This window comes from Noviherbaspirillum album, from assembly GCF_035916955.1.
In the GTDB taxonomy this organism is placed as follows: Bacteria; Pseudomonadota; Gammaproteobacteria; order Burkholderiales; family Burkholderiaceae_D; genus Noviherbaspirillum; species Noviherbaspirillum album.
The window spans coordinates 110,120-129,340 of sequence record NZ_JAWIIV010000013.1 but is presented as its reverse complement, the minus strand read 5'-3'; the positions used below and the strand labels follow the sequence as shown (position 1 = coordinate 129,340).

12 protein-coding genes and 1 riboswitch are annotated in these 19,221 nt (G+C 60.7%); of the genes, 6 read left to right on the top strand and 6 right to left on the bottom strand.

The window, feature by feature from the left end; all coding sequences use genetic code 11:
* Positions 1-21: 21 nt before the first annotated feature.
* Complete coding sequence (locus RY831_RS16705) at positions 22-927, top strand: LysR family transcriptional regulator (RefSeq protein WP_326507513.1); 906 nt, start codon at positions 22-24, stop codon at positions 925-927.
* Here the strand turns inward: RY831_RS16705 and RY831_RS16700 are convergent, their stop codons facing one another.
* A complete protein-coding gene (locus RY831_RS16700) occupies positions 928-2,151 on the bottom strand; it encodes an MFS transporter (RefSeq protein ID WP_326507512.1) in 1,224 nt (407 codons plus the stop codon).
* A 122-nt stretch (positions 2,152-2,273) separates the two neighbouring features.
* On the opposite strand from RY831_RS16700, the gene RY831_RS16695 reads away from it, so the two are divergent.
* Positions 2,274-3,194, top strand: coding sequence for a LysR family transcriptional regulator (locus RY831_RS16695; protein ID WP_326507511.1), 921 nt, complete (start codon positions 2,274-2,276; stop codon positions 3,192-3,194).
* A 187-nt stretch (positions 3,195-3,381) separates the two neighbouring features.
* Here RY831_RS16695 and pcaD read toward each other — a convergent pair whose 3' ends face one another.
* Complete coding sequence (pcaD, locus tag RY831_RS16690; RefSeq protein ID WP_326507552.1) at positions 3,382-4,206, bottom strand: 3-oxoadipate enol-lactonase; 825 nt, start codon at positions 4,204-4,206, stop codon at positions 3,382-3,384.
* Positions 4,207-4,329: 123 nt separating this feature from the next.
* Between pcaD and RY831_RS16685 the strand changes: the two genes are divergently transcribed.
* The gene (locus RY831_RS16685; protein WP_326507510.1) at positions 4,330-5,238 is read left to right on the top strand and encodes a LysR family transcriptional regulator; all 909 of its coding nucleotides are present in this window, start codon (positions 4,330-4,332) and stop codon (positions 5,236-5,238) included.
* Between the two features lie 11 nt (positions 5,239-5,249).
* Here RY831_RS16685 and RY831_RS16680 read toward each other — a convergent pair whose 3' ends face one another.
* The 4 genes from RY831_RS16680 to RY831_RS16665 form a co-directional block, all read right to left on the bottom strand.
* Positions 5,250-7,829: a sensor domain-containing protein gene (locus RY831_RS16680; protein ID WP_326507509.1), complete on the bottom strand. Its 2,580-nt coding sequence runs from the start codon at positions 7,827-7,829 to the stop codon at positions 5,250-5,252.
* A gap of 487 nt (positions 7,830-8,316) precedes the next feature.
* The gene (locus RY831_RS16675; protein ID WP_326507508.1) at positions 8,317-8,502 is read right to left on the bottom strand and encodes a hypothetical protein; all 186 of its coding nucleotides are present in this window, start codon (positions 8,500-8,502) and stop codon (positions 8,317-8,319) included.
* Positions 8,499-9,383 carry a ChaN family lipoprotein gene (locus RY831_RS16670; RefSeq protein WP_326507507.1) on the bottom strand — a complete coding sequence of 295 codons (885 nt, stop codon included), beginning with the start codon at positions 9,381-9,383 and terminating at the stop codon, positions 8,499-8,501. The genes RY831_RS16675 and RY831_RS16670 overlap by 4 nt, the downstream gene beginning before the upstream one ends.
* A 215-nt stretch (positions 9,384-9,598) precedes the next feature.
* Positions 9,599-10,906: an MgtC/SapB family protein gene (locus RY831_RS16665; protein WP_326507506.1), complete on the bottom strand. Its 1,308-nt coding sequence runs from the start codon at positions 10,904-10,906 to the stop codon at positions 9,599-9,601.
* Positions 10,907-11,183: 277 nt separating this feature from the next.
* Between RY831_RS16665 and RY831_RS16660 the strand changes: the two genes are divergently transcribed.
* From RY831_RS16660 to RY831_RS16650, 3 genes are all read left to right on the top strand, one after another.
* Positions 11,184-11,903 carry a DUF1028 domain-containing protein gene (locus RY831_RS16660; RefSeq protein WP_326507505.1) on the top strand — a complete coding sequence of 240 codons (720 nt, stop codon included), beginning with the start codon at positions 11,184-11,186 and terminating at the stop codon, positions 11,901-11,903.
* A 168-nt stretch (positions 11,904-12,071) separates the two neighbouring features.
* On the top strand, positions 12,072-14,207 hold the full coding sequence (locus tag RY831_RS16655; RefSeq protein WP_326507504.1) for a TonB-dependent siderophore receptor: 2,136 nt from the start codon (positions 12,072-12,074) through the stop codon (positions 14,205-14,207).
* A gap of 160 nt (positions 14,208-14,367) precedes the next feature.
* Positions 14,368-14,573, top strand: a riboswitch (cobalamin riboswitch).
* A gap of 264 nt (positions 14,574-14,837) precedes the next feature.
* Positions 14,838-19,211 (top strand): cobaltochelatase subunit CobN, encoded by a 4,374-nt coding sequence (locus RY831_RS16650; RefSeq protein ID WP_326507503.1) that lies wholly within the window; start codon positions 14,838-14,840, stop codon positions 19,209-19,211.
* Positions 19,212-19,221: the final 10 nt, after the last annotated feature.

Sequence of the window (19,221 nt, the reverse complement as noted above, 5' to 3'; positions counted from 1 at the left end):
CATTTGTGAGTTGAATTCATCATGGCAAGACTCGATGTGAATCGTTCCGGAGAGATGGAAATCTTTGTGCGCGCCGTAGAACTGGGCAGCTTCACCGCCGTTGGCCTCGATTACCAGATGACGCCGTCGGCGGTCAGCAAGCTGATTGCGCGCCTCGAGTCGCGTCTGGGCACGAGGCTTCTTAACCGCTCCACGCGCGCGCTTCAGCTCACGCCGGAAGGCACGCTGTTTTACGAGCGCAGCTTGCAAGTGCTGGCTCAGCTTGAAGATGCGGAGAGATGCGTTTCGACCAGCGCCGAGCCGAAAGGGCGCATCCGCGTCAATGCCAATGTGCCTTTCGGTGAGCATTTCCTGCTGCCGCTCGTGCCTCAATTTTTGCTGCATTATCCGCAGGTGACGCTGGATTTGGTGCTGCAGGACCAAGTGATCGATCTCCTGGGCGAGCGCACCGAAGTCGCCGTTCGCGCGGGGCCGCTGAAGGACTCACGCTTGGTGGCACGCAAACTGGGAGAGACCCGCATGATGATTGTCGGAGCGCCGTCCTATTTGGCGCGGCAGGGAATGCCGCGCAAGCCCGCAGATCTCGAAACGCACAACCGCCTCGGATTCAACTATTCAAGGGCCAGTCCGGGCTGGCCCTTGCAGGACAAGAGCGGCCCGGTTTCCTTCATGCCGAACGGAAACGCAAGGGTGAGCGACGGCCAGGCGCTGCGCCGGCTGGCCGTCGGCGGTCTGGGCCTGGTGCGGCTCGCGAAATTCCAGGTCAAGGACGACATCGCAGCCGGGCGTCTGGTCCCGGTGCTGGAACGCTACAACCCCGGAGACGCCGAGGAGGTTCATGCGGTGTACATCGGTCATGGAGGCAATCTGCCGAGCCGTGTACGGGTATTTCTCGATTTTCTCGCGGCGAATGTCCGCTTTCCCTGATCAGGAGAAAGACCGCATCCGGCCGAGCCATGCAATCAGGCCGAGAGCGCAGAGCACCAGGCAGGCGACCCACGCGGATACCCATTGCCAGCCATGCGCATTCGCGATCATGCCTGCCGCCGCAGGGCCGACCAGCAGGCCGATATTATTGCCCTGCATGACAAGTCCCACCGCGGCGCCGGTTTGGTCGGCGGAAGACGCCGACCGGGGTGCCAGCTCCATCAGAATCACGGGTATCGGGCCGCTGATGAAAGAGAGCAGCGCGCAAAACACCAAGGCCGTCAGTCCGGATACATCCGTTGCCAGGGCTGCGGCGGTACATGCGGCCATGCCAATGAAGCTGAAGCGCATCAAGGCCAAGTGAGAGATTCCTTTCGAGAGGAGAACTCCGCAAGCCAGGTTGCCGGCGGCATTGACTGCCACGACAAGCGCCGCCGTCATGCCTGCCGTCGCGCCATCGAGCGACATGCGACTTGCGAGCAAAGTCGGCAGAAAGCCGAATACCGAAAAGTAGGCTGCGGTGAATGCGGCGAACAGCATGGCCAGCAATTGCGGCGCGCGGGCCATGGCCGTTCCGCGCATGGCGGCGAAACCTGAAGCCTGCGCGGCGGCCGGCACGGCAAGATGGCGCGTGCCCGCCAGGAGCAGGGCGGCATAAGCAAACAGGCCGGTTCCGCTGAGCAGGGTCAGCCCCTGCCATCCGAGGAACTTCATGAGTGGAGCGCACAGCATGGCCATGGCAACGCCGAGCGGCATGTAGGTGCCGAGGATGGCGAATGCCCGCTTGCGCTTATGCTCCGGAGTAGACGCGAGGACGAGCGCAGGCATCGCTACCACGACGGACATGAATCCCAGCCCTTCCAGCACGCGCAATGCCAGCAGCCAAGCGAACGAATCGACCGTCGCACTCAGCAACGAGGAAGTGCCCTGGACGGCGAGACCCGCGAGCGCCATGCGCCGGGCGCCGACCGTGTCGACACTGACTCCAACCGGCATGCCTGTCAAGGCGCCGACCAGGGCGAAGACGGATAACAGCCATCCGCCATCCGGGAGGGATATGCCGATGCTATCCCTCAGGCTCGGCAAGGCAATTGAAATCTCCCCGACCTGGAAGGCCGATACGATTCCCGCACCGACGATGAGCCACAGGACTGGAACGTCGGCGTCCGCCGAAGGCTGGGGCGAAGCGCCCGTGCGCAGAGTGCCAATGTGTTCCGGCCGCATTTACCTAACCTCCCGTTCATGTCCGCTACAAGTGTTGATTGCTGTCATGTGCCTAACTTTGCCAGTTTTCGCCAATCGATAAAATCGGATAATCTTGAAGATCCTGATCTAAGGAATGGAACATGTTGGATAACCTGACGCTCGACCAGATGCGCATCTTCGCGGCGGTTGCGGAGACCGGTAGCTTCCGTTCCGCCGCGCGGAAACTGCATCGGGTGCAATCGGCAATCAGCTACGCCGTTGGCATGCTGGAGGAGCAGCTGGGCGTGGCATTGTTCGACCGGTCTGCCTATCGGCCCGCACTGACGCCGGCCGGTCTGTCGCTGCTTGCGGAGGTGAAGCTCATACTCGGACAGGTTGACGGCCTGAAGGCGCGCGCACGCGAACTGCAGGAAGGGGTGGAGCTTCAGCTATCGCTGGCGGTCGATACCCTGTTCGCGCCGGACATCGCGGCCGACGCGCTCAGGCGCATGCATGCAAGTTTTCCGAACGTTGAAGTCAGGGTGGAGGCTACCTCGCTGGGCGGAACCCTGGATGCACTGTTGTCCGGCAGGTGCGCGGTGGCATTGAGTGCACTCGATCTGCCGGATGAACGCATCGCCCGCAGCTATCTGATGCCGGTGACGACGGAAGCGGTGGTGGCGCCTTTCCATCCGCTGGCGCGGCTGCCAAACGATAACCAGGATGCATGGGAGCAGGCTTTCCATGAGCATCTTCAGGTCGTTGTCGAAGATCCTTCGCAGATTACCGGCAAAAGGTACTACGGCGTTCTTTCGCACCGCACCTGGCGTGTCAGCGATATGGTCATGAAGCTATCCATGCTGCGCGCGGGCGTAGGCTGGGGAAGCATGCCAGCATGGCTGGTTGCTGCGGATCTCGATGCAGGTACCCTCGTGAATCTGCCAGCGTCTGCACTAGGCCCGCAAGGACGGACCACGTATCATGCCTACCTCTGCCATCGCAGTGGCGAGGCGCTCGGCCCGGCGGCACGCTGCTTTCGCGATGCCTGCATCGACATCGCCGCTGGCGCCGTACGATTCTGACCCGGCCGTGGCCTGGCTGTAGCCTGAATGCGGGCCGTCCTCAATCAAACAGGCACAAGGCGGCAGAGTACCACTCGAAGATGGAGAGTTTGCCGGCACTTGAATACCGCTTCTTCCATCTTCCATAGCGAATGCGCCGCAATTCCGGGCAAGGCCGGAAACACATCCGCTTCATCGCCGCAGCTCTTCAATCCTCCCTCAGGAAATCGACGACCGCATGCATGAATTCTTCAGGAAGTTCAATATTGGTCAAGTGTACAGAAGGGAGCAGTAGCAGCCTTGCGCCGGGTATCGTCGCGGCGATGGCCTCGCTGTGGTCGGCACGTGTCACGGTATCGTGCTTGCCTCCGATGACGAGGGTCGGGCGATCGATCAGTGCGATGGTCCTGCGCAGGTCGGCATCGCGCACCACGGCATAGGAACCGGCCAGTCCTTGCGGGCTAGTCGCCAGCAGCATGGCGCGGAATTCTTCCACGATCGCCGCTTTCGACTCCAGCATGTGCGCCGGGAACCAGTTGGCGAGAAACATGGCGGCGGTCGCGTTCATGTCCTTTTCCCGTAGGACGGCGGCGATGCGCTCATCCCACTGCGCCGCCGGACCGAGATAGGAAGAAGTGTTACTGAGAATGAGTCGATCCACTCTCTCGGGTGCATGGATGCCCAGCCATTGTCCGGTGAAGCCACCCAGCGATAGGCCGAGGAAGTGCGCCTTTTCAATGCCAAGCGCATCCAGCAGTTCAACGACATCCCTGCCCAGGCGGTCCAACGAGTAAGCGCCGGCCGGAACGTCCGATGCGCCATGGCCTCGGGTATCGAATCGCACCACGCGAAAATGCTCGGATAGCCGCGGAATCTGGAGGTCCCACATGCGCATGTTGGTTCCGATGGAGTTGGACAAGACCAGCACCGGCTTGTCCGAGGCGCCGGCACCATCACGGGGACCGTCGATGTCGTCGATTCGATACGCGATGCGCGTGCCGTCGCCAGCGGTAAAAAAGGCGTCTGATTTCATGTTCATCTTTAAATCCTTAGATCGTGAAGGGGAACCGGCAACCATGCCGACATTGAAATCATAGGCCTTGGGCGTTTAATAAAATATTATGAAGTTTGGCAAATCTCTGTAAGAAAACCTGACATGGGCACATTTACTTTGCATGATCTGCAATGCTTCGACGCCGTCGCGCGAACTGGAGGATTCCAGGCAGCGGCATCCCAGCTGCACCGTACCCATCCGGCGGTATTTGCCGCCGTTTCCAAGCTGGAGCGCCAGCTGGACCTGGTGCTGCTGGACCGCAGCGGATACCGGGTGCGCCTGACCGATGCCGGCAAGTCGTTTCACCGCCATGCGCAGGAGGTGCTGCGCGCGGCGCATGATCTGTCTCAGCAGGCGGCGCAACTGGCGGCCGGCGAGGAAAGCGAACTGCGCATCGTCATTGGCGACCTGTGTCCCCGGCCGCCCATACTTGCCCTGCTCAGCCGCTTTTTCGCGGAAGTGCCGCGCACCAGGCTGCACCTTCATTTCGAAGCCGTGCAGGGCCCCCTTGAGCGGCTTCTCGACGGAGAAGCGGACCTGATCCTGCACGGCATCGACAAGGGGAATCCGGGGCTCGAATGGATAGACTTGTGCAAGGTCAGGCTTGTGCCAGTGGCGGCGCCGGGCTTCCTGTCCTTTCCGATATCCCGCGCGATTCGACCGGAGCAGCTGCGCCCCTACACCCAATGCATCATTCGCGACACCGCGCGGCATTCAGCGCCGCGCGATTACTACCTGGTGGAGGGCGCGCACCAGTGCACTGTGCCCGATCATGCAATGAAGAAGGAAGTAATACTGCAAGGTATGGGATGGGGGCATCTGCCGCGTTTTCTCATTGAGGACGAATTGCACGATCGCTCCCTGCTTTCGATTGCGGGCAGATACCTTCCGGGCAGCACGGAAGAGGTGGCGGCAGCCCGCCGGCTAGACAAGCGGCCGGGGCCGGTTGCCGCCAGGCTTTGGGAATACCTGCAGCGAAACGCCCCTCAGCTCAGGAGAACTTACAAGTAATGCGGCAGGGCTCAGTGCGGCAACGAAGTGTACTCCCGGTACCATGCCGCGAACTGGTTTCCAGTGATTGGCCTGCAGACATGATAGCCCTGTGCCTGATGGCATCCGTGATAACGGAGGTACTGCAATGTGGAGTCCGATTCAATGCCTTCGGCAACAATTTCAAGATTCAATGTATGCCCCAACGCGATGATGGCTTCAATGATTGCCCGACTCGCCTTGTCATGCTGGATCCGGTGAACGAAGGATTTATCCACCTTGATCTTGTCCAACGGCAGCCGACTCAGATAGCTGAGGCTGGAATAGCCGGTACCGAAATCGTCAAGCAGGATCTTGATGCCCATGCTTCGCAATTCGTTCAACACGGTGATGGCATGATCGATGTCTTCCATGACGGCCGTCTCGGTCAGTTCTATCTGTACCCCCTTGGATGCGATGCAGTGTGCATGAATCGCTTCCTGCAGGTGGCTGGCGAAATTCTTCTTGCGGAACTGAACGGGAGATACATTGACCGCAATCGGGATTGCCGGCAAGCCTCCCCTGATCCAGGCTGAATGCTGTTCGCAAGCTTGACCGAAAACCCATTCCCCCAGGCGGCCGATCAGACCGGTCGCTTCGGCCACGTGGATGAAGCGGTCAGGACCCATGCCGTTGCCCGGCCATCGCAGCAGGGCCTCGACGCTGACGACATGCTGCGTCTGCATATCGACCACGGGCTGGTAATACAGCGAGAATTCATCCTGCTTGAGCGCCGTCTTGATGCCTTCCTCGATGATGGATTGCATGTAGACGCGCTCGGCCAGCGAAGACGTATAAAACTGGATCGCCTTGCGGCCCATTTGCTTTGCAACGTACATCGCTGCGTCGGCATGGCCGATCAGCATGTCGACGTCATCGCCGTCACGGGGATAGACGCTGACCCCGATGGAGCACGACAACGCCGCTTCGACCTGGCCGATATGATAGGGGCGGCTGATTGCCTCGATCAAGTGCTGTGCGACCTTCTCGCCCGAAGCCGCTTCGTGATGGTGAGGCACCAGGGCAAGAAACTCGTCGCCGCCAAGCCGGAAAACGATGTCCTCTCCCCGCATGCTGCGTCTCAAGCGGCCGGCGACCTCGCGCAATACCATGTCCCCGACCTCGTGCCCATGGATGTCATTGATTGGTTTGAAACGATCGAGGTCGATAAATAATACCGATACTTCCTGATCGTTGCGGTTTGCCGCTGCGAAGGTATGGCGGGCATATTCATAGAGGAGGGCGCGATTGGGCAATCCGGTCAGCGGGTCATGCAGCGCAGCCTGGCGGATTTTTTCCTCGGCCTGGCGCCGCTCGCTGTAATCATGACAGATGACCATGATTTCCCTCACCCCATGACCGCCTTCGGTGATCGGAACGCAGGCGACTCTCAGATTGCGAAGGCCGGTATCGGAGGTGAAATCGAAGTCATCCGCTTGCAAAGCCGCTGACTCGAGTGCTTCCATCAGCAAGGGCCGCCATAATGCGAGGATGGAATTTGGCGGGGCATTTCTCGCATGCTGGCCGATTAAATCGCGGTCGCTCACACCAATACTGTGAGCTGCGGCCAGATTCACGTACTGAATACGCTGGTCAGGATCATAGATCACGATCATGTCGGGAATATGGTCGAATGCCAGGCGCAAGCGTTGCTCACTGACCCGCAATGCAGTTTCAGCCATCAGCTGCTTGGTGACATCTTCGACGGTCAACACGGCGAGCGGGCCGGAGAGTTGCGGTGTACTGACGAGCGCGCCCGAGATACAGGCGATCCAGGATCTGCCGGTGTCCAGCCTATGCACGATCAACTCGACGTTGGAAACGGGTTCGCCGCGCAACAGCCTGGAGATAGGCCAGTCTTCGACGGAGATTGCGTCACCGTCCAGCGTGCTCACTTCAAAGGTGGTTGCAAGAACCTCGGTTGTTGACCGGATGTCGTCTTGCGACTTGTATTCGAACAGCCTCATCGCCGCCGGATTGGCCTCGAGCAGTTGGCCCTCATTGGAAAAGACGATCACACCTTCGCTCAGGCTGTCGAGTATGGCCTTCAAACGCGCGCGACTCTGTTCCCCGCGGTCCTGGGCCCGTATGCGGGCATCGATGTTCTTGATGATGGAGATGAAGTAACTAGGCAAGCCGCGCGCATCGCGGACCAGAGAGACGCTGAGATGCCCCCATACCTGCTCGCCGCTTTTTTTTATATAACGCTTTTCAATCGAGTAGGAGGTACGTATTCCGGTCAACAAATCATTGACCAGTTGCAGATCGGGCGCCAAGTCTTCCGGGCAGGTCAGTTCCTGGAATGTTTTTGCTTGCAGTTCCTCCTTGCTATAGCCAAGCATTTCACACAGGAATGGATTGATACGAAGCCATTTCCCATCCAGCGTAATGTGTGCAATACCTATCGCCGCCAGATCGAAGGTCGTTTGGTAAACCCGTGTGACCTCCATAATCTTCGCTTCGGCATTCGTCAGTGCTTCTTGTGCCGCCGCCAATGCCAAGCAATTCTCTTCCAGCAAGTGTTCGAGTTTTGCAACCTGGTGCTGCATGTCATCGACATTGGTACCCATCATTAGTACCTCGTTCCTATAGGCCAAAGCATGGCGTCGGGGAAAGGGAAAAGCGGTTTTCCAATGCATTGCAATCGCCGCCGACGCATTGGTTGTAATCATAATGACATCTGGATTTTCGCACCGTGCCAAATTCTGCTGTAGCAGTTCTGAAGCACGATACGACTTTCAGCAAACAAGTTCTTCAAAATGAGCACGATGAAGGTGCATCCATCGCTTCTCATTTGGTTTTGCAGGATATCCGTACTTAAGCATGATGAAAATGCATGCAGCTTGGCTTTGCATCTGACGACTTAAGACAAGGGTATAAACGCTGAATCTTTCCCAATGGGGCATGTTGCTGGATTACAGCATTAAGCTCCGCTCCGGCCACGGTCGCCGCATCAATCACGCTGGAGCGTTTTCACCCTGACCTGCCTAGTCGAGGCCGAGGCAGATTGCCGCTGGAACAAGGCGTGACGACGCGGCATGGCCAAGCCATGGCAAGGAGTCAAAACGCAGTGCCGGCGGCAATCTGTCCGGCATCGGCAGGCAGGTCAGGGTGAAAACGCTCTAAGTGCCCGTGAGAAGCAAAGCGACACAGACGCGGTGTGTTCAACAGGCGGCATTCATTACCGATGGTTGCAAAAATGGATGGCGTGGGGTCATGCGCTCCGAAGCCACTGAACTGGATCAAGGCTTTTCCCTTGCTACGGCGCCGGAAAGCGGTTGGCTGCAGGGATCGTGGCGTTGAGTAGGCGGCGTAAACCACAGGAGGTCGAAACCGTCGCTGTCATAGGCCGATGGTTGAATTTTGCCGTCGACAGTCTCCACATAGGCAATGGTCAGCACGTCCTTGCCGTCCTTCATATAGCGAGGTACCGCGCGGTCATGACGCACGTGGCCGGCACCGGCAATCAATACAGTGGGAGGGGGGCTGGTTTCAACGGCTTCAGCCATGGTCGCGTCGCGCGCGCGCTGTGCCAGCACGATCGAAGCCAGCCTGTCCTGCGGCATCCTGTGCCCGCAATGACCGTTGACTATATCCTCTTCCAGGTTCTTGACGGCTGCCGCACCGATATCCGGCAACTTGGCCTGGCGGCGGCCCATCGCAATTTCCCTCGCCTCGGTACGCGAGAGATTGGCGGCCGCCAATGACCAGTTGCGCTCGGCCGCAAACCTGATCAGGTCCTTGTACATCGGCCACTGCCACGCCTTTCGGTCAAGTTTTCCCGCATCCGCCAGACGCTCGGCATCGGTCACGCCGCTTGATTGCGCCGATGCCAGTGCCGGCTGATTCTCCCGGTCGAATTGCTCCATGACCAGAGTCGGCTTGCGTCCGCGACGTGCGAGCGCCTGTAGTGCGTCCAGTTGCAGCCGGTGATGGATTTCGCTGTCGTGCCTTTCTCCGAGCATCAGGTGGCGGCTCGATACGGCACGTTCATAGGCCACTTCCGTGCTGATGAAACTCTTGCTGCGCGTATCCCATATGCGGCCGTCGAGTGGGTGCGACGGCTGCGCCGAGACACTTGCCATGGCGAACATCAAGAGAAATGGCAGGCTTTTCACTATTTTCATGCTGGCGTTCCTTTCTTCCCCGGCGGGACATGGCAATGAGCGGTATGGGTTGTACCGGCCGAGACAGCCGCACAGGTGAAAACGTCGGTCCCGAATGTAACAGTTTTGTTTGGCACAACGGTATGCCGGTTGCCAGATGACGGGCGCGGGTAGCCCGGGGTTCCGGATTCTCCGATCGCTACCATTCTAGAATGCCTTGATCCGTATCTTGTCTTCTATCCTGAGAGAACAGTTGCCCTGAGCCAGAACCATGCGCCCCCGGCGATGAAGACGGCAGCCGTGGCAACGGCCACCTGGCGGCGTGCGGCACCGGCACCCAGCACGATCACCATCCCGCATTTCACCGCCGTGTTGGCGAGTGCGGCAATGCTGATGGCCGATGCCGCCTGGACCAGGTCGCTTGAGTCCCCCGTATTTTCGGCAATCGATAGCGTGATTGCATCCACGTCGACGGACCCGGCCAATCCCGAGACGACATACACTCCAAGACCCGGTGCATTTTCCTGTGCGAATTTCACTGCCAGCAGCACGACCGCAAACACGAAGCCGAATTGAACGGCGGAACCGAGGCTGAACGGGTTGCGTAACTCCATTCCGCGATCACCGCTGAAACCGGCATGGCCTGACCTGCGATGTGCCGCTGCCTTCATGCTTGCGCGGTAGTGCCATCCGGCGAAGATGGCCGTTACGCCGCCCATGGCCGCGAAGGGAAGCCACATTGTCTGAAGCAATGACGGACTCATGAAGCTCACGAGCGCCGCGGTACGCGCGAACATCACCAGCCATGCGAGCAGAATGCCCGCGGTGATGGCGTGACCGTCCCCGGTTTCCGTCTCGCTGCGGCTGACGCGGGCGAAATTGAGCGTGGTGGCGGTTGATGAAACCAGGCCACCTGTCAGTCCGGTAACGGCGGTGCCGTGGGCCTTTCCCAATACACGGGTCGCCACATAGCCCACCAGGGACAAACCGGCGATCAGGATCACAAGCAGCCACAGCTTATAGGGATTGATCGCTCCCCAGGGATCGACAGCCGTGTCAGGCAAAAGGGGAAGAATAATGAACGAAGCAATAAGGAGCTTGATGCCTGCAAAAATGTCTTCGCTACCGATGCGTTCGACCAAACCATGCAGCGGCTGCTTGTAGGCGAGGACTGCGGATGTCACGACTGCCAGGGCGACCGCGAGGGAAGGATATCCGATCACGACCATGCCGCCCAGCAAAAACACCGCGATGGCCGCGATCTCGCTGGTGAGTCCTATGGCATCCTCCTGCGTCCGGTTCTGCAAGACATAACCTGCAATGACGGTCGCGCTGACAGCCAGCAAGGCTGCGGCAAAGGTCCATGCCGTATCAAGCTGGAGAGATATCCACGCGGCGGCCGCTCCGACCAGCGCCAGAAGGATGTAAGTGCGAATGCCGGCGGTATGGCCGGGTTCGTTATCCTTTTTCTTCTCGCGGTCGATGCCCACCAGGGCGCCAATCAATAATGCAATCAGGAAGTTTTGCGCGATGTCGAGGGTCATTCGGACTTATCCCGTGTTAAAGCCAGCGTTGTATTTCCTGTTTACCATAGTCTGGCGGAAACCACGCGACGCATGTCAAGCGCCGGAAATATAGCGGCGGCCGGTCGCGGGCTGCGCCGAACGAGATAATCCTGCCTGTCTCAAGCTGCCAAAGCCTTCCGGCGGCACCAAGCCATTGGATTTCGGGTCCGGCCGCCACAGGAGACGGCGGAACAGCGCAGGCATGCGCATTGGATGTGCGCCGCCTTAAGAAAATCATTCGGGTTTCAAGGTATGTTTGTCTCTCTGCCTTTTCATTACGTTCAGGGGATCGACATTGACGTTTTCCATCGTTGCATATTGCCAGCGCACCGGCCAGGTTGGCGTCGCTGCAGCGACCGCAGTTCAGGCCGTCGGCAAACTCGCATGCCATGCCGTTGCCAATGTAGGCGCGATTGCTTCGCAAGCCTTGACCAACCCGTACCTCGCCTATGACGGATTACGCCTTTTGGAGCGGGGGATTTCAGCCGAGGAGGCGCTGGAGCTAGTACTGAAGACTGATGCGCAGGCAGACAAGCGGCAGGTCGGCGTGGTGGACAACCATGGACGAACCGCGGCCTGGACCGGCTCGGAGGCAATACCGTGGGCCGGACACATCGGCGGTCGGCACTGCAGCATCCAGGGCAATCGGCTCGCCGGACCGCAGGTGCTTGATCGGGCGCTTCAATCGATGCTCGCTACGGAGCATCTCGACCTTGCGGAACGCCTCACGCTGGCCCTATTGGCGGGCGATGAGGCAGGCGGCGATACCAAAGGCGAACGTTCGGTCAACGTCCTTGTATTCTCGACCGAAGAATATGCATTGTGCGACATCAGGATTGATGATCATGGTGCGCCGATGGAGGAGCTTCGGCGGCTGTTCCGGGTTTATCAGGAAAAGATCTTGCCGAATGTCCTTGGCCTTCCCAAGCGCGCCGATATTCCCCGGCCGTCGGTGCAGCAGGGGAGCCGCCATTGATTTGCGAAAGCGACGGCTTGGCATCCATCGCATTTATTGAAATGATATTGATTCTCATTTAGAATGCGGAACCCGTAGAGTCAGCCAGTCGGTGCAGACCGATCCAGCCAGCCAACAGTCCGGCTCCCTTGGAGCCATTCGTCTGTAACAGCCTAATCAAGGATCGCAATGACCCGACGTACCCCATTGGCGGCCGCAGTGCTGACTGCGTTCGCCTTTCCTGCCGCCTGCCCGCTCGCTGCATATGCCCAGCAAAACGAACAACCGGGCGTTACCCTGCCTACCGTGACCGTGACGGCACCCAGCGCCGAGGAAACCGCGACCGGCCCGGTGGCCGGCTACCGAGCGAAGCGGTCCGCGACCGCCACCAAGACCGATACTCCGCTGCACGAGACGCCGCAGTCGATCTCGGTGGTGCCGCGGGAACAGTTCGAGGATCAGGGCGCATCCAATCTCCAAGATACGATGCGCTATACCGCCGGCGTTTACGCCAATACCTTCGGCTTCGACAATCGCGGGGACTGGGCGCGCATCCGCGGCACCGATTTTGCGCAGTACCAGGATGGCCTGCGCATGCTGTTCGGCTTCTACAACAATGTGCGGCCGGACCTGTGGTCACTGGAACGGGTTGAAATCATCAAGGGACCGGCCTCGGTGCTGTACGGCCAGGGAAGCTTCGGCGGCCTGGTCAATCTCGTTTCGAAGCGACCGCTGGACACGGAGCAAAGGCAGATTGATCTCACTGTCGGCAATCACAATCGCAAGCAACTGGCGGTGGACCTGACTGGCCCCCTGAACGAAGAAGGCACCTTGCTGTACCGGCTGATCGCTCTTGGCCGCGACAGCGATACCCAGGTCAATCATGTGCCCGACGACCGCAGGCTGCTTGCTCCATCGCTTACCTGGAAACCCAATGCAGGGACAAGCGTGCGCCTCTACGCGAGCATGCAGAAGGACGAGTCGGGCTCGTCCGTCGGCTTCTTTCCATGGCAGGGCATGCTGTTGCCGGCGCCATTCGGCAGGATTCCAACCGATACCTTCATCAGCGAGCCGAGCTTCGACGAGTTCAAGGCCGACCAGAAGGCCTTGGGCGTCGAGGCAAGCTGGAAGCTGGGCGAGCGTCTGACATTGCGGCATCACATTCGCAAGAGCGAGAGCGAGGTGACCTACCGATCGCTGTACTCCCGTTTCGGGCCGAGGCCAACGCTGAACCCGGACGGACGCACCGTCAACCGGACGATTTATGCCGCCGCCAACGAGGCTGACGCCCTTACTGCCGACACGCAGCTGGAAGCCAAATGGAAAAGCGGGCGGCTCGAAAGCACCATGCTGGCCGGCTGGGATGTGCAGCGCGTGACGCTGGGCAACGCCGCGACGAGTGCCGCCGCGCCCACCATCGACGTCTATGCTCCCGTCTACGGCAACTTCACGCCGGTCACCCCCGGAGCGCAGACTATCACCGAGCAGCGGCAAACCGGACTGTACCTGCAATATCAGGGCAAATGGGCCGACCGCTGGATCGGCGTGGTGGGCCTGCGGCGCGACCACGCAAAGTCCGACTCTGGCGGAGCGGCGGCATCTCGCCTCGACAGCAGCGCGACGACGGGGCGCCTGGGTATCGCCTATGCTCATCCCTCGGGCTGGTCGCCGTATGCCAGCTGGTCGGAATCGTTCCTGCCGGTCACGGGCGTCACTGCATTCGGCCAGGCTTACCAGCCGCAGACGGCGGAACAGGCTGAGATCGGCGTCAAGTATCAGGCGCCGAACGGCGGTCTCAGCTTCACCGCCTCGGTGTACGATATTCGCGAGACAAATCGACGCACCCCGGATCCGGCCAACCCCCTGAACCAGGTGCAAACCGGGGAGGCGCGCTCGAAGGGTGTCGAACTGGAAGCGGTCGCGGCGCTGACCAAAGCCGTGGACGTGGTGGCTGCGTATTCCCATATCGACGCCCGGGTGATCCGATCGAATACGGCCGCCGAACTTGGCAGGCGGCTGGCGAGCGTGCCGGGCAATCAGGCTTCGCTTTGGAGCCGCTACAAGCTCGCCGTAGGCAACGGACTCGTCAGCATCGGAGCCGGCGTGCGCTACGTGGGCTCCTCATGGGATGGGCGCGATGTGCTCGAAACGCCGGACTACACCTTGTTCGATGCCATGCTGGGCTATGAAACCGGGCCCTGGAAGGCATCGCTGACGATCAACAACCTGGCCGACAAGGTCCACATCACCACCTGTATCAACCGCGGCGACTGCTATTACGGCATGCGGCGCACCGTGATGGCCAATCTGCGCTACACCTTTTAACGACATGGGCGCTTGCCCCGACATCCTGAATACCCGTCCGGCTCCAGCCTGTCGAACGGGTATTCATCTTGAGGGCAATGTGCCATCCAGCCAACGACGCCACCGTGGCTGCCTTCTCGAAAGCAGTGCTCCGATCGTGCCATGTGCCGATAGACTAGGCTATACTAGCGCCACTTCAGGTGCCTTTCTCCGTATTCACGGAGTGGGTGAAACGGGAAGCCGGTAACTCCGAATCATCGGACAGTCCGGCGCAGCCCCCGCTACTGTATGTCTGACGACTCCGAGAACGCCACTGTGCAACCGCGCGGGAAGGCATGGAGAAGGCCGAGGACAAGCCAGGAGACCGGCCTGAAACATGTGTCGCACCAATCCCCGGGGTGATGGGAAAGGTTCCATTGATGCCTGCTGCGCGGCAGGCTCGCGTGAGCTTTCTTGCTTCTCCTAATGCGTGGTGCCTCCCAGTACACCGTTTGGAGAATCTCGTGGTCGGTTCAAACTCTTTACCTTTACTTTTACCTCTTGCGCAATGTGCGCCCGGCGCCATGGCGAACGGACGCGTCCTTGGGTATCTAGCCATTGCCGCAGGCATCGGCACCATGGTCGTCGGGCACGGGTTGGAAGCCTGAGGCAATGGCAACTCGACCCTTGCATTATCTGGTGTGCCTGGTACTTTGCATGGTCTTTGCACCAAGCTGGGCGGCAACCCTGTTCGGTGTCGTGACGGAGCGTACGGCGCCGACCGCCATCGAGGCCGCACACCGTCATCTTGCCGCACATCGCGGCGACCGTATCTTGCTGCGCACGCCGGCGCAGATCATGGCTGCGAACGACAAGCAGCTCGCACAATGGATCGGTCAGGCGGATAGTATTGTCGCCGTTGCCGTCTTCGGTGATCCGGCTCGCCGCCTTAAAGATGCGCTGGAGCGCCATGCCGGTCCGCGCGCCAGAGTGCTTGCAATGAATGGCGAAGCCAGCCTGAACCTGATGAGCCGACATCTTGATGCGGAGCAGCCCGGACATCTCTCTGATTTTCCTGCGGAATTGCTGGCAGAGCTGGCCAGGGAGAACCCGTCGGCCGCAGCGTTGAATGCGGCCGGATCCCATCCGACTGCCCGCCGCTGGCTTGCGGCCCGTCAGGTATGGCAGGCTTGGGGGAGCGAAAACATGGCGGCGCTGTTTGCCCATCTGCTCGATCCGCGCAAAACGCTGGCGGCGCCGAAACCGGAACCGTCGATACGCCTGCGCGTCGGCGGCAAGGAGGCCAGCGATGCGGCGGCTTGGGGCTCGGGCTCTACGCTGGGACTGGCGACGAAGCAGAGCGTCGTCGTTCTCGACCTCGCCAACATGGATGCTGCGACGCCCGCTTCCCTCTGCCGGCACATTGAACAGCGCGGCTTGCAGTGCGTGCAGGTGCTGACGCGCTGGGGTTCGACTTCGCGAGACGCGTTGGAGCGCCTGCCGCAACTAATTGCGCCGGCCAAGCCTGCCGCGTTGATTGTATTGCAGGATTTCGTAGTAGGGGCAGCCGAAGGACGGGAGGCCGTGATCGAAGCCTTCAAGAAACTGGACGTGCCGGTATTCAAGGCGATACGACTGACCGACCGTAACGCCACCCAATGGCGCCTTTCGCCGGACGGCCTGGCCGCCGACACGGTGCAGTACCGCGTGGCGCTGCCGGAACTGCAGGGAATCGGACAGCCCGTCGTGGTTTCTGCGCTCGGCCGGAGCCAGTTCGATCCCGTGACAGGTATCGAGACACGGCCGCCGGTCGCATTGGATCCTGAAATAGGCCTTCTCTCGGCCCGCGTCCATCGCTGGCTTACGCTGCGCAGCAAGGAAAACCGCGACAAGCGCATCGCCATCATTTATTACAACCATCCGCCAGGCCGGCAAAACATCGGCGCCGACAATCTCGATGTGCCCGCGTCCCTGTTCGACATGCTGCATACCTTGAAGGCGGCCGGCTACACCACGGGCGAACTGCCTGCGACGCCCGAGGCGCTTCTGGACCGCATCATGGCGCACGGCGTGAATCTTCCGGAAGACAAGGCGGCGCTGCGCGAACTCGGCGCGTCGGTGGCAGGCGTTGAGGCTGGCGCTTACGCCGGCTGGTTTGCGAAGCTGCCGCGCCGCGTGCAGGCGGAGATGACAGTCGGACCTCTCGGCCGCCTGCACGCCGAAGTGCTCGAGGCCGAAGCGGCCAATGAACGTGCCACGGGACGCAAGCGTGTCGACGCGGTGCTGAAGGATCTGCGTCATCTGGTCGAAGGTATCGATCATCCGAAGCGTCAAGACGCCATGCGCGACCTGGAGATGCTGGAAGCCGGATATCTCGGTTGCCTGGACGATAATCCGCAGCGCCGCTGCGCCACGCTGGCGACGACCGTGCGCCGGCTGACCGGCTACGGCATTGAAGGTATCAAGGGGTGGGGAGCTCCGCCCGGCAAGATCATGGTCGACAGCGGAAAGTTGCTGGTGCCGGGCCTTGTTTTCGGCAATATTTTCATCGGTCCGCAGCCGCCGCGCGGGTGGGAAGTCGATGAGGAACTCCTGCATGCAAATACCAGCGTGACACCGCCTCATCAATACCTGGCGTTCTATCACTGGCTGCGCGACCGTTTCAAGGCCGATGCGCTCGTGCATGTCGGCCGGCATTCGACCTATGAATTCCTGCCCGGCAAAGCCGTAGGGCTGACGGCGGACGATTACCCCAGCCTGATTGCCAGTGATCTGCCGGGCGTTTACCCGTACATTGTCGATGGTGTCGGCGAAGGCACGCAGGCCAAGAGGCGCGGCCTGGCCGTGATGGTCGATCATCTGACGCCCCCGCTGGCCTCGACCCCGCTGTATGACCAGTTGCTGGCGTTGCGCCAGGTGGTCGAAAGCTTCGAAGCGGCATCCAGCGAGTCGCTCAAGCTGCAGGCTGCCCGCACCATGCGCGAGCAGGTTGTCGCGCTCAACCTGAAGGCCGAACTGGAAGCCTCGATGGCCGATGTGCTGGCGGTGCGCGGCATCGGCTTCGAGGCCGCCGACGATGATCTCCTGGCCCACGAGATCGGTCATTACCTGACCAAGCTCCAGGAAAAATTCATGCCTTACGGCTTGCACATCTTCGGGCGGCAATGGAGCCAGGCTTCGCTTAATCTGATGCTCGACTCGATGAAGAAAGGCGGCATCGACGATCCTGCGGTCAGCCGCAAGCTGGCCGATTCGCCCAGACTGGAAATGCTGGGCCTCCTGGCCGGCCTGGATGGGAGGTACATCGCGCCCGGCAAGGGCAACGATCCCTTGCGTTCCCCCGAGGCCCTGCCGACCGGCCGCAATTTCCACGCCGTCGACGGTGACATACTGCCTACCCGCGTCGGCTACCGCCTGGGGGAAACCCTGGCCGGCAAGGCCGCGTCTCGCGGCCCATCGGCACAAGGTTCGGAGGGAGTCATCCTGTGGGCGTCGGATGCAGTTCGCGACGAAGGCGTGATGGTGGCGTTCTCGCTTGCGTTGATGGGCGCCGAGCCGGTATGGAATGCGCGCGGCATCGTCACCGATGTTCGGCTCAAGCAGGGAGCCGCGCGCCGCGATGTGATTGTCACGACCTCCGGCCTGTTTCGCGACCTCTATCCCAACCTCATTCATCTCATCGACCGCGCGGGACGGCTGGCGCTGGCTGCCTCGGCCGCCGGCCTGATTGAGCAGCGCCCGGAACTCAAGGATGCGCTGGCCGCGGCGCTGGCGCCGGTACCGACGGCTGCATGGGGCCATGAATCGCTGGAGGAAAACCGCGTCGCCCGCGAATGGCTGAAACGGTTTGCCGCCCTTGAACACACCGGTCAATCAGCACCCGAAGCCGGCCGCGCCGCCGCGCTGCGCATTTTCGGCGACGCTCCCGGCGCCTACGGCACCGGTGTCAATCGCCTGACCGAACGCTCGGGTGCATGGCGTGAACGCAACGAGATCGGACGCGCCTATGTCAGACGCATGGGGCACGGCTACAGCCTTATCGATAACGGCACGGCCAGCCATGCAGCCTTCGATACGGCACTTGTCGGCATCGCCCGTACTTACCATGGCCGAGCCAGCAATCTCTACGGACTGCTTGATAACAATGATGCCTTCGACTATCTCGGCGGATTGTCATTGGCCGTGGAAGGACGCACCGGCAAGCCTCCCGAGGCGATGATCCTGCAGCATGCCGAACCTGGGCGAGCCGATGTCGAACCGCTGTCCACCGCGTTGCTCGGTGAACTTCGCGGACGCTTTCTCAATCCTGCGTGGCTCAAGCCCTTGATGAGCCATGGCTATGCGGGTGCCCGCACCATGGGCACGGCATTCCTCGAGAATCTGTGGGGCTGGCAGGTGACACGTCCAGACCTGATCCAGAACTGGGCCTGGGACGAGGTCAAGGCGGTGTACTTCGACGACGCAAAAAAAATCGGGCTGCCGCAGTTCCTGGGGCAGGGTCAGAACGCCCATGTCAAGGCGCATATGCTATCCATCTTCATGGTTGCAGCGGAAAAGGGTTTCTGGAAGGCCGACCCGGCGACCATCAAGCAAATGGGAAGCGAGCTGGCACGTCTGGTCGCAAGCAATGGATTGCCGGGCAGCGGCCACACCGCACCGGATCATCCAATGTGGCAATGGCTGGCGCCGCAGCTCGATGCCGCCGATGCCAAGGCGCTCGGCGTGACATTGGCCAATGCCCGCGGAGAAAATTCCGTAGCCGCCGGATCCCTGATCACGCCCCCGGCTCCGGCCACTTCATCCGCCGCTTCATCCAGGTCCGCGCCGAAGAACATCGCCGCCGGTGCTGCTGCCGAATCCTCGGCGCCGGCCAGTTCCGAAGCCCCGGTGTCGCAGCAAACCCCGCGCTACTATGAGCTGATCGAGCAGGAGGCTCCTGCGAGCAGTCCTGCCGTGCGGATCGTGAATCTGCTAGGTGTTCTCATTGCGTGTGTCGGCCTGTTTGCTTTCGGCCTGTGGCGAGGCAGGCAATCCTATTCAACCTAAAGGAGTCTCG

Bases quoted from the DNA above. Each gene is read 5' to 3' on its own strand.
- RY831_RS16670 (WP_326507507.1), bottom strand. From the start codon at position 9,383: ATGAAAATAGTGAAAAGCCTGCCATTTCTCTTGATGTTCGCCATGGCA.
- RY831_RS16680 (WP_326507509.1), bottom strand. From the start codon at position 7,829: ATGATGGGTACCAATGTCGATGACATGCAGCACCAGGTTGCAAAACTC.
- RY831_RS16650 (WP_326507503.1), top strand. From the start codon at position 14,838: ATGGCAACTCGACCCTTGCATTATCTGGTGTGCCTGGTACTTTGCATG.
- RY831_RS16685 (WP_326507510.1), top strand. From the start codon at position 4,330: ATGGGCACATTTACTTTGCATGATCTGCAATGCTTCGACGCCGTCGCG.
- RY831_RS16655 (WP_326507504.1), top strand. From the start codon at position 12,072: ATGACCCGACGTACCCCATTGGCGGCCGCAGTGCTGACTGCGTTCGCC.
- RY831_RS16665 (WP_326507506.1), bottom strand. From the start codon at position 10,906: ATGACCCTCGACATCGCGCAAAACTTCCTGATTGCATTATTGATTGGC.
- RY831_RS16695 (WP_326507511.1), top strand. From the start codon at position 2,274: ATGTTGGATAACCTGACGCTCGACCAGATGCGCATCTTCGCGGCGGTT.
- RY831_RS16700 (WP_326507512.1), bottom strand. From the start codon at position 2,151: ATGCGGCCGGAACACATTGGCACTCTGCGCACGGGCGCTTCGCCCCAG.
- pcaD (WP_326507552.1), bottom strand. From the start codon at position 4,206: ATGAAATCAGACGCCTTTTTTACCGCTGGCGACGGCACGCGCATCGCG.
- RY831_RS16705 (WP_326507513.1), top strand. From the start codon at position 22: ATGGCAAGACTCGATGTGAATCGTTCCGGAGAGATGGAAATCTTTGTG.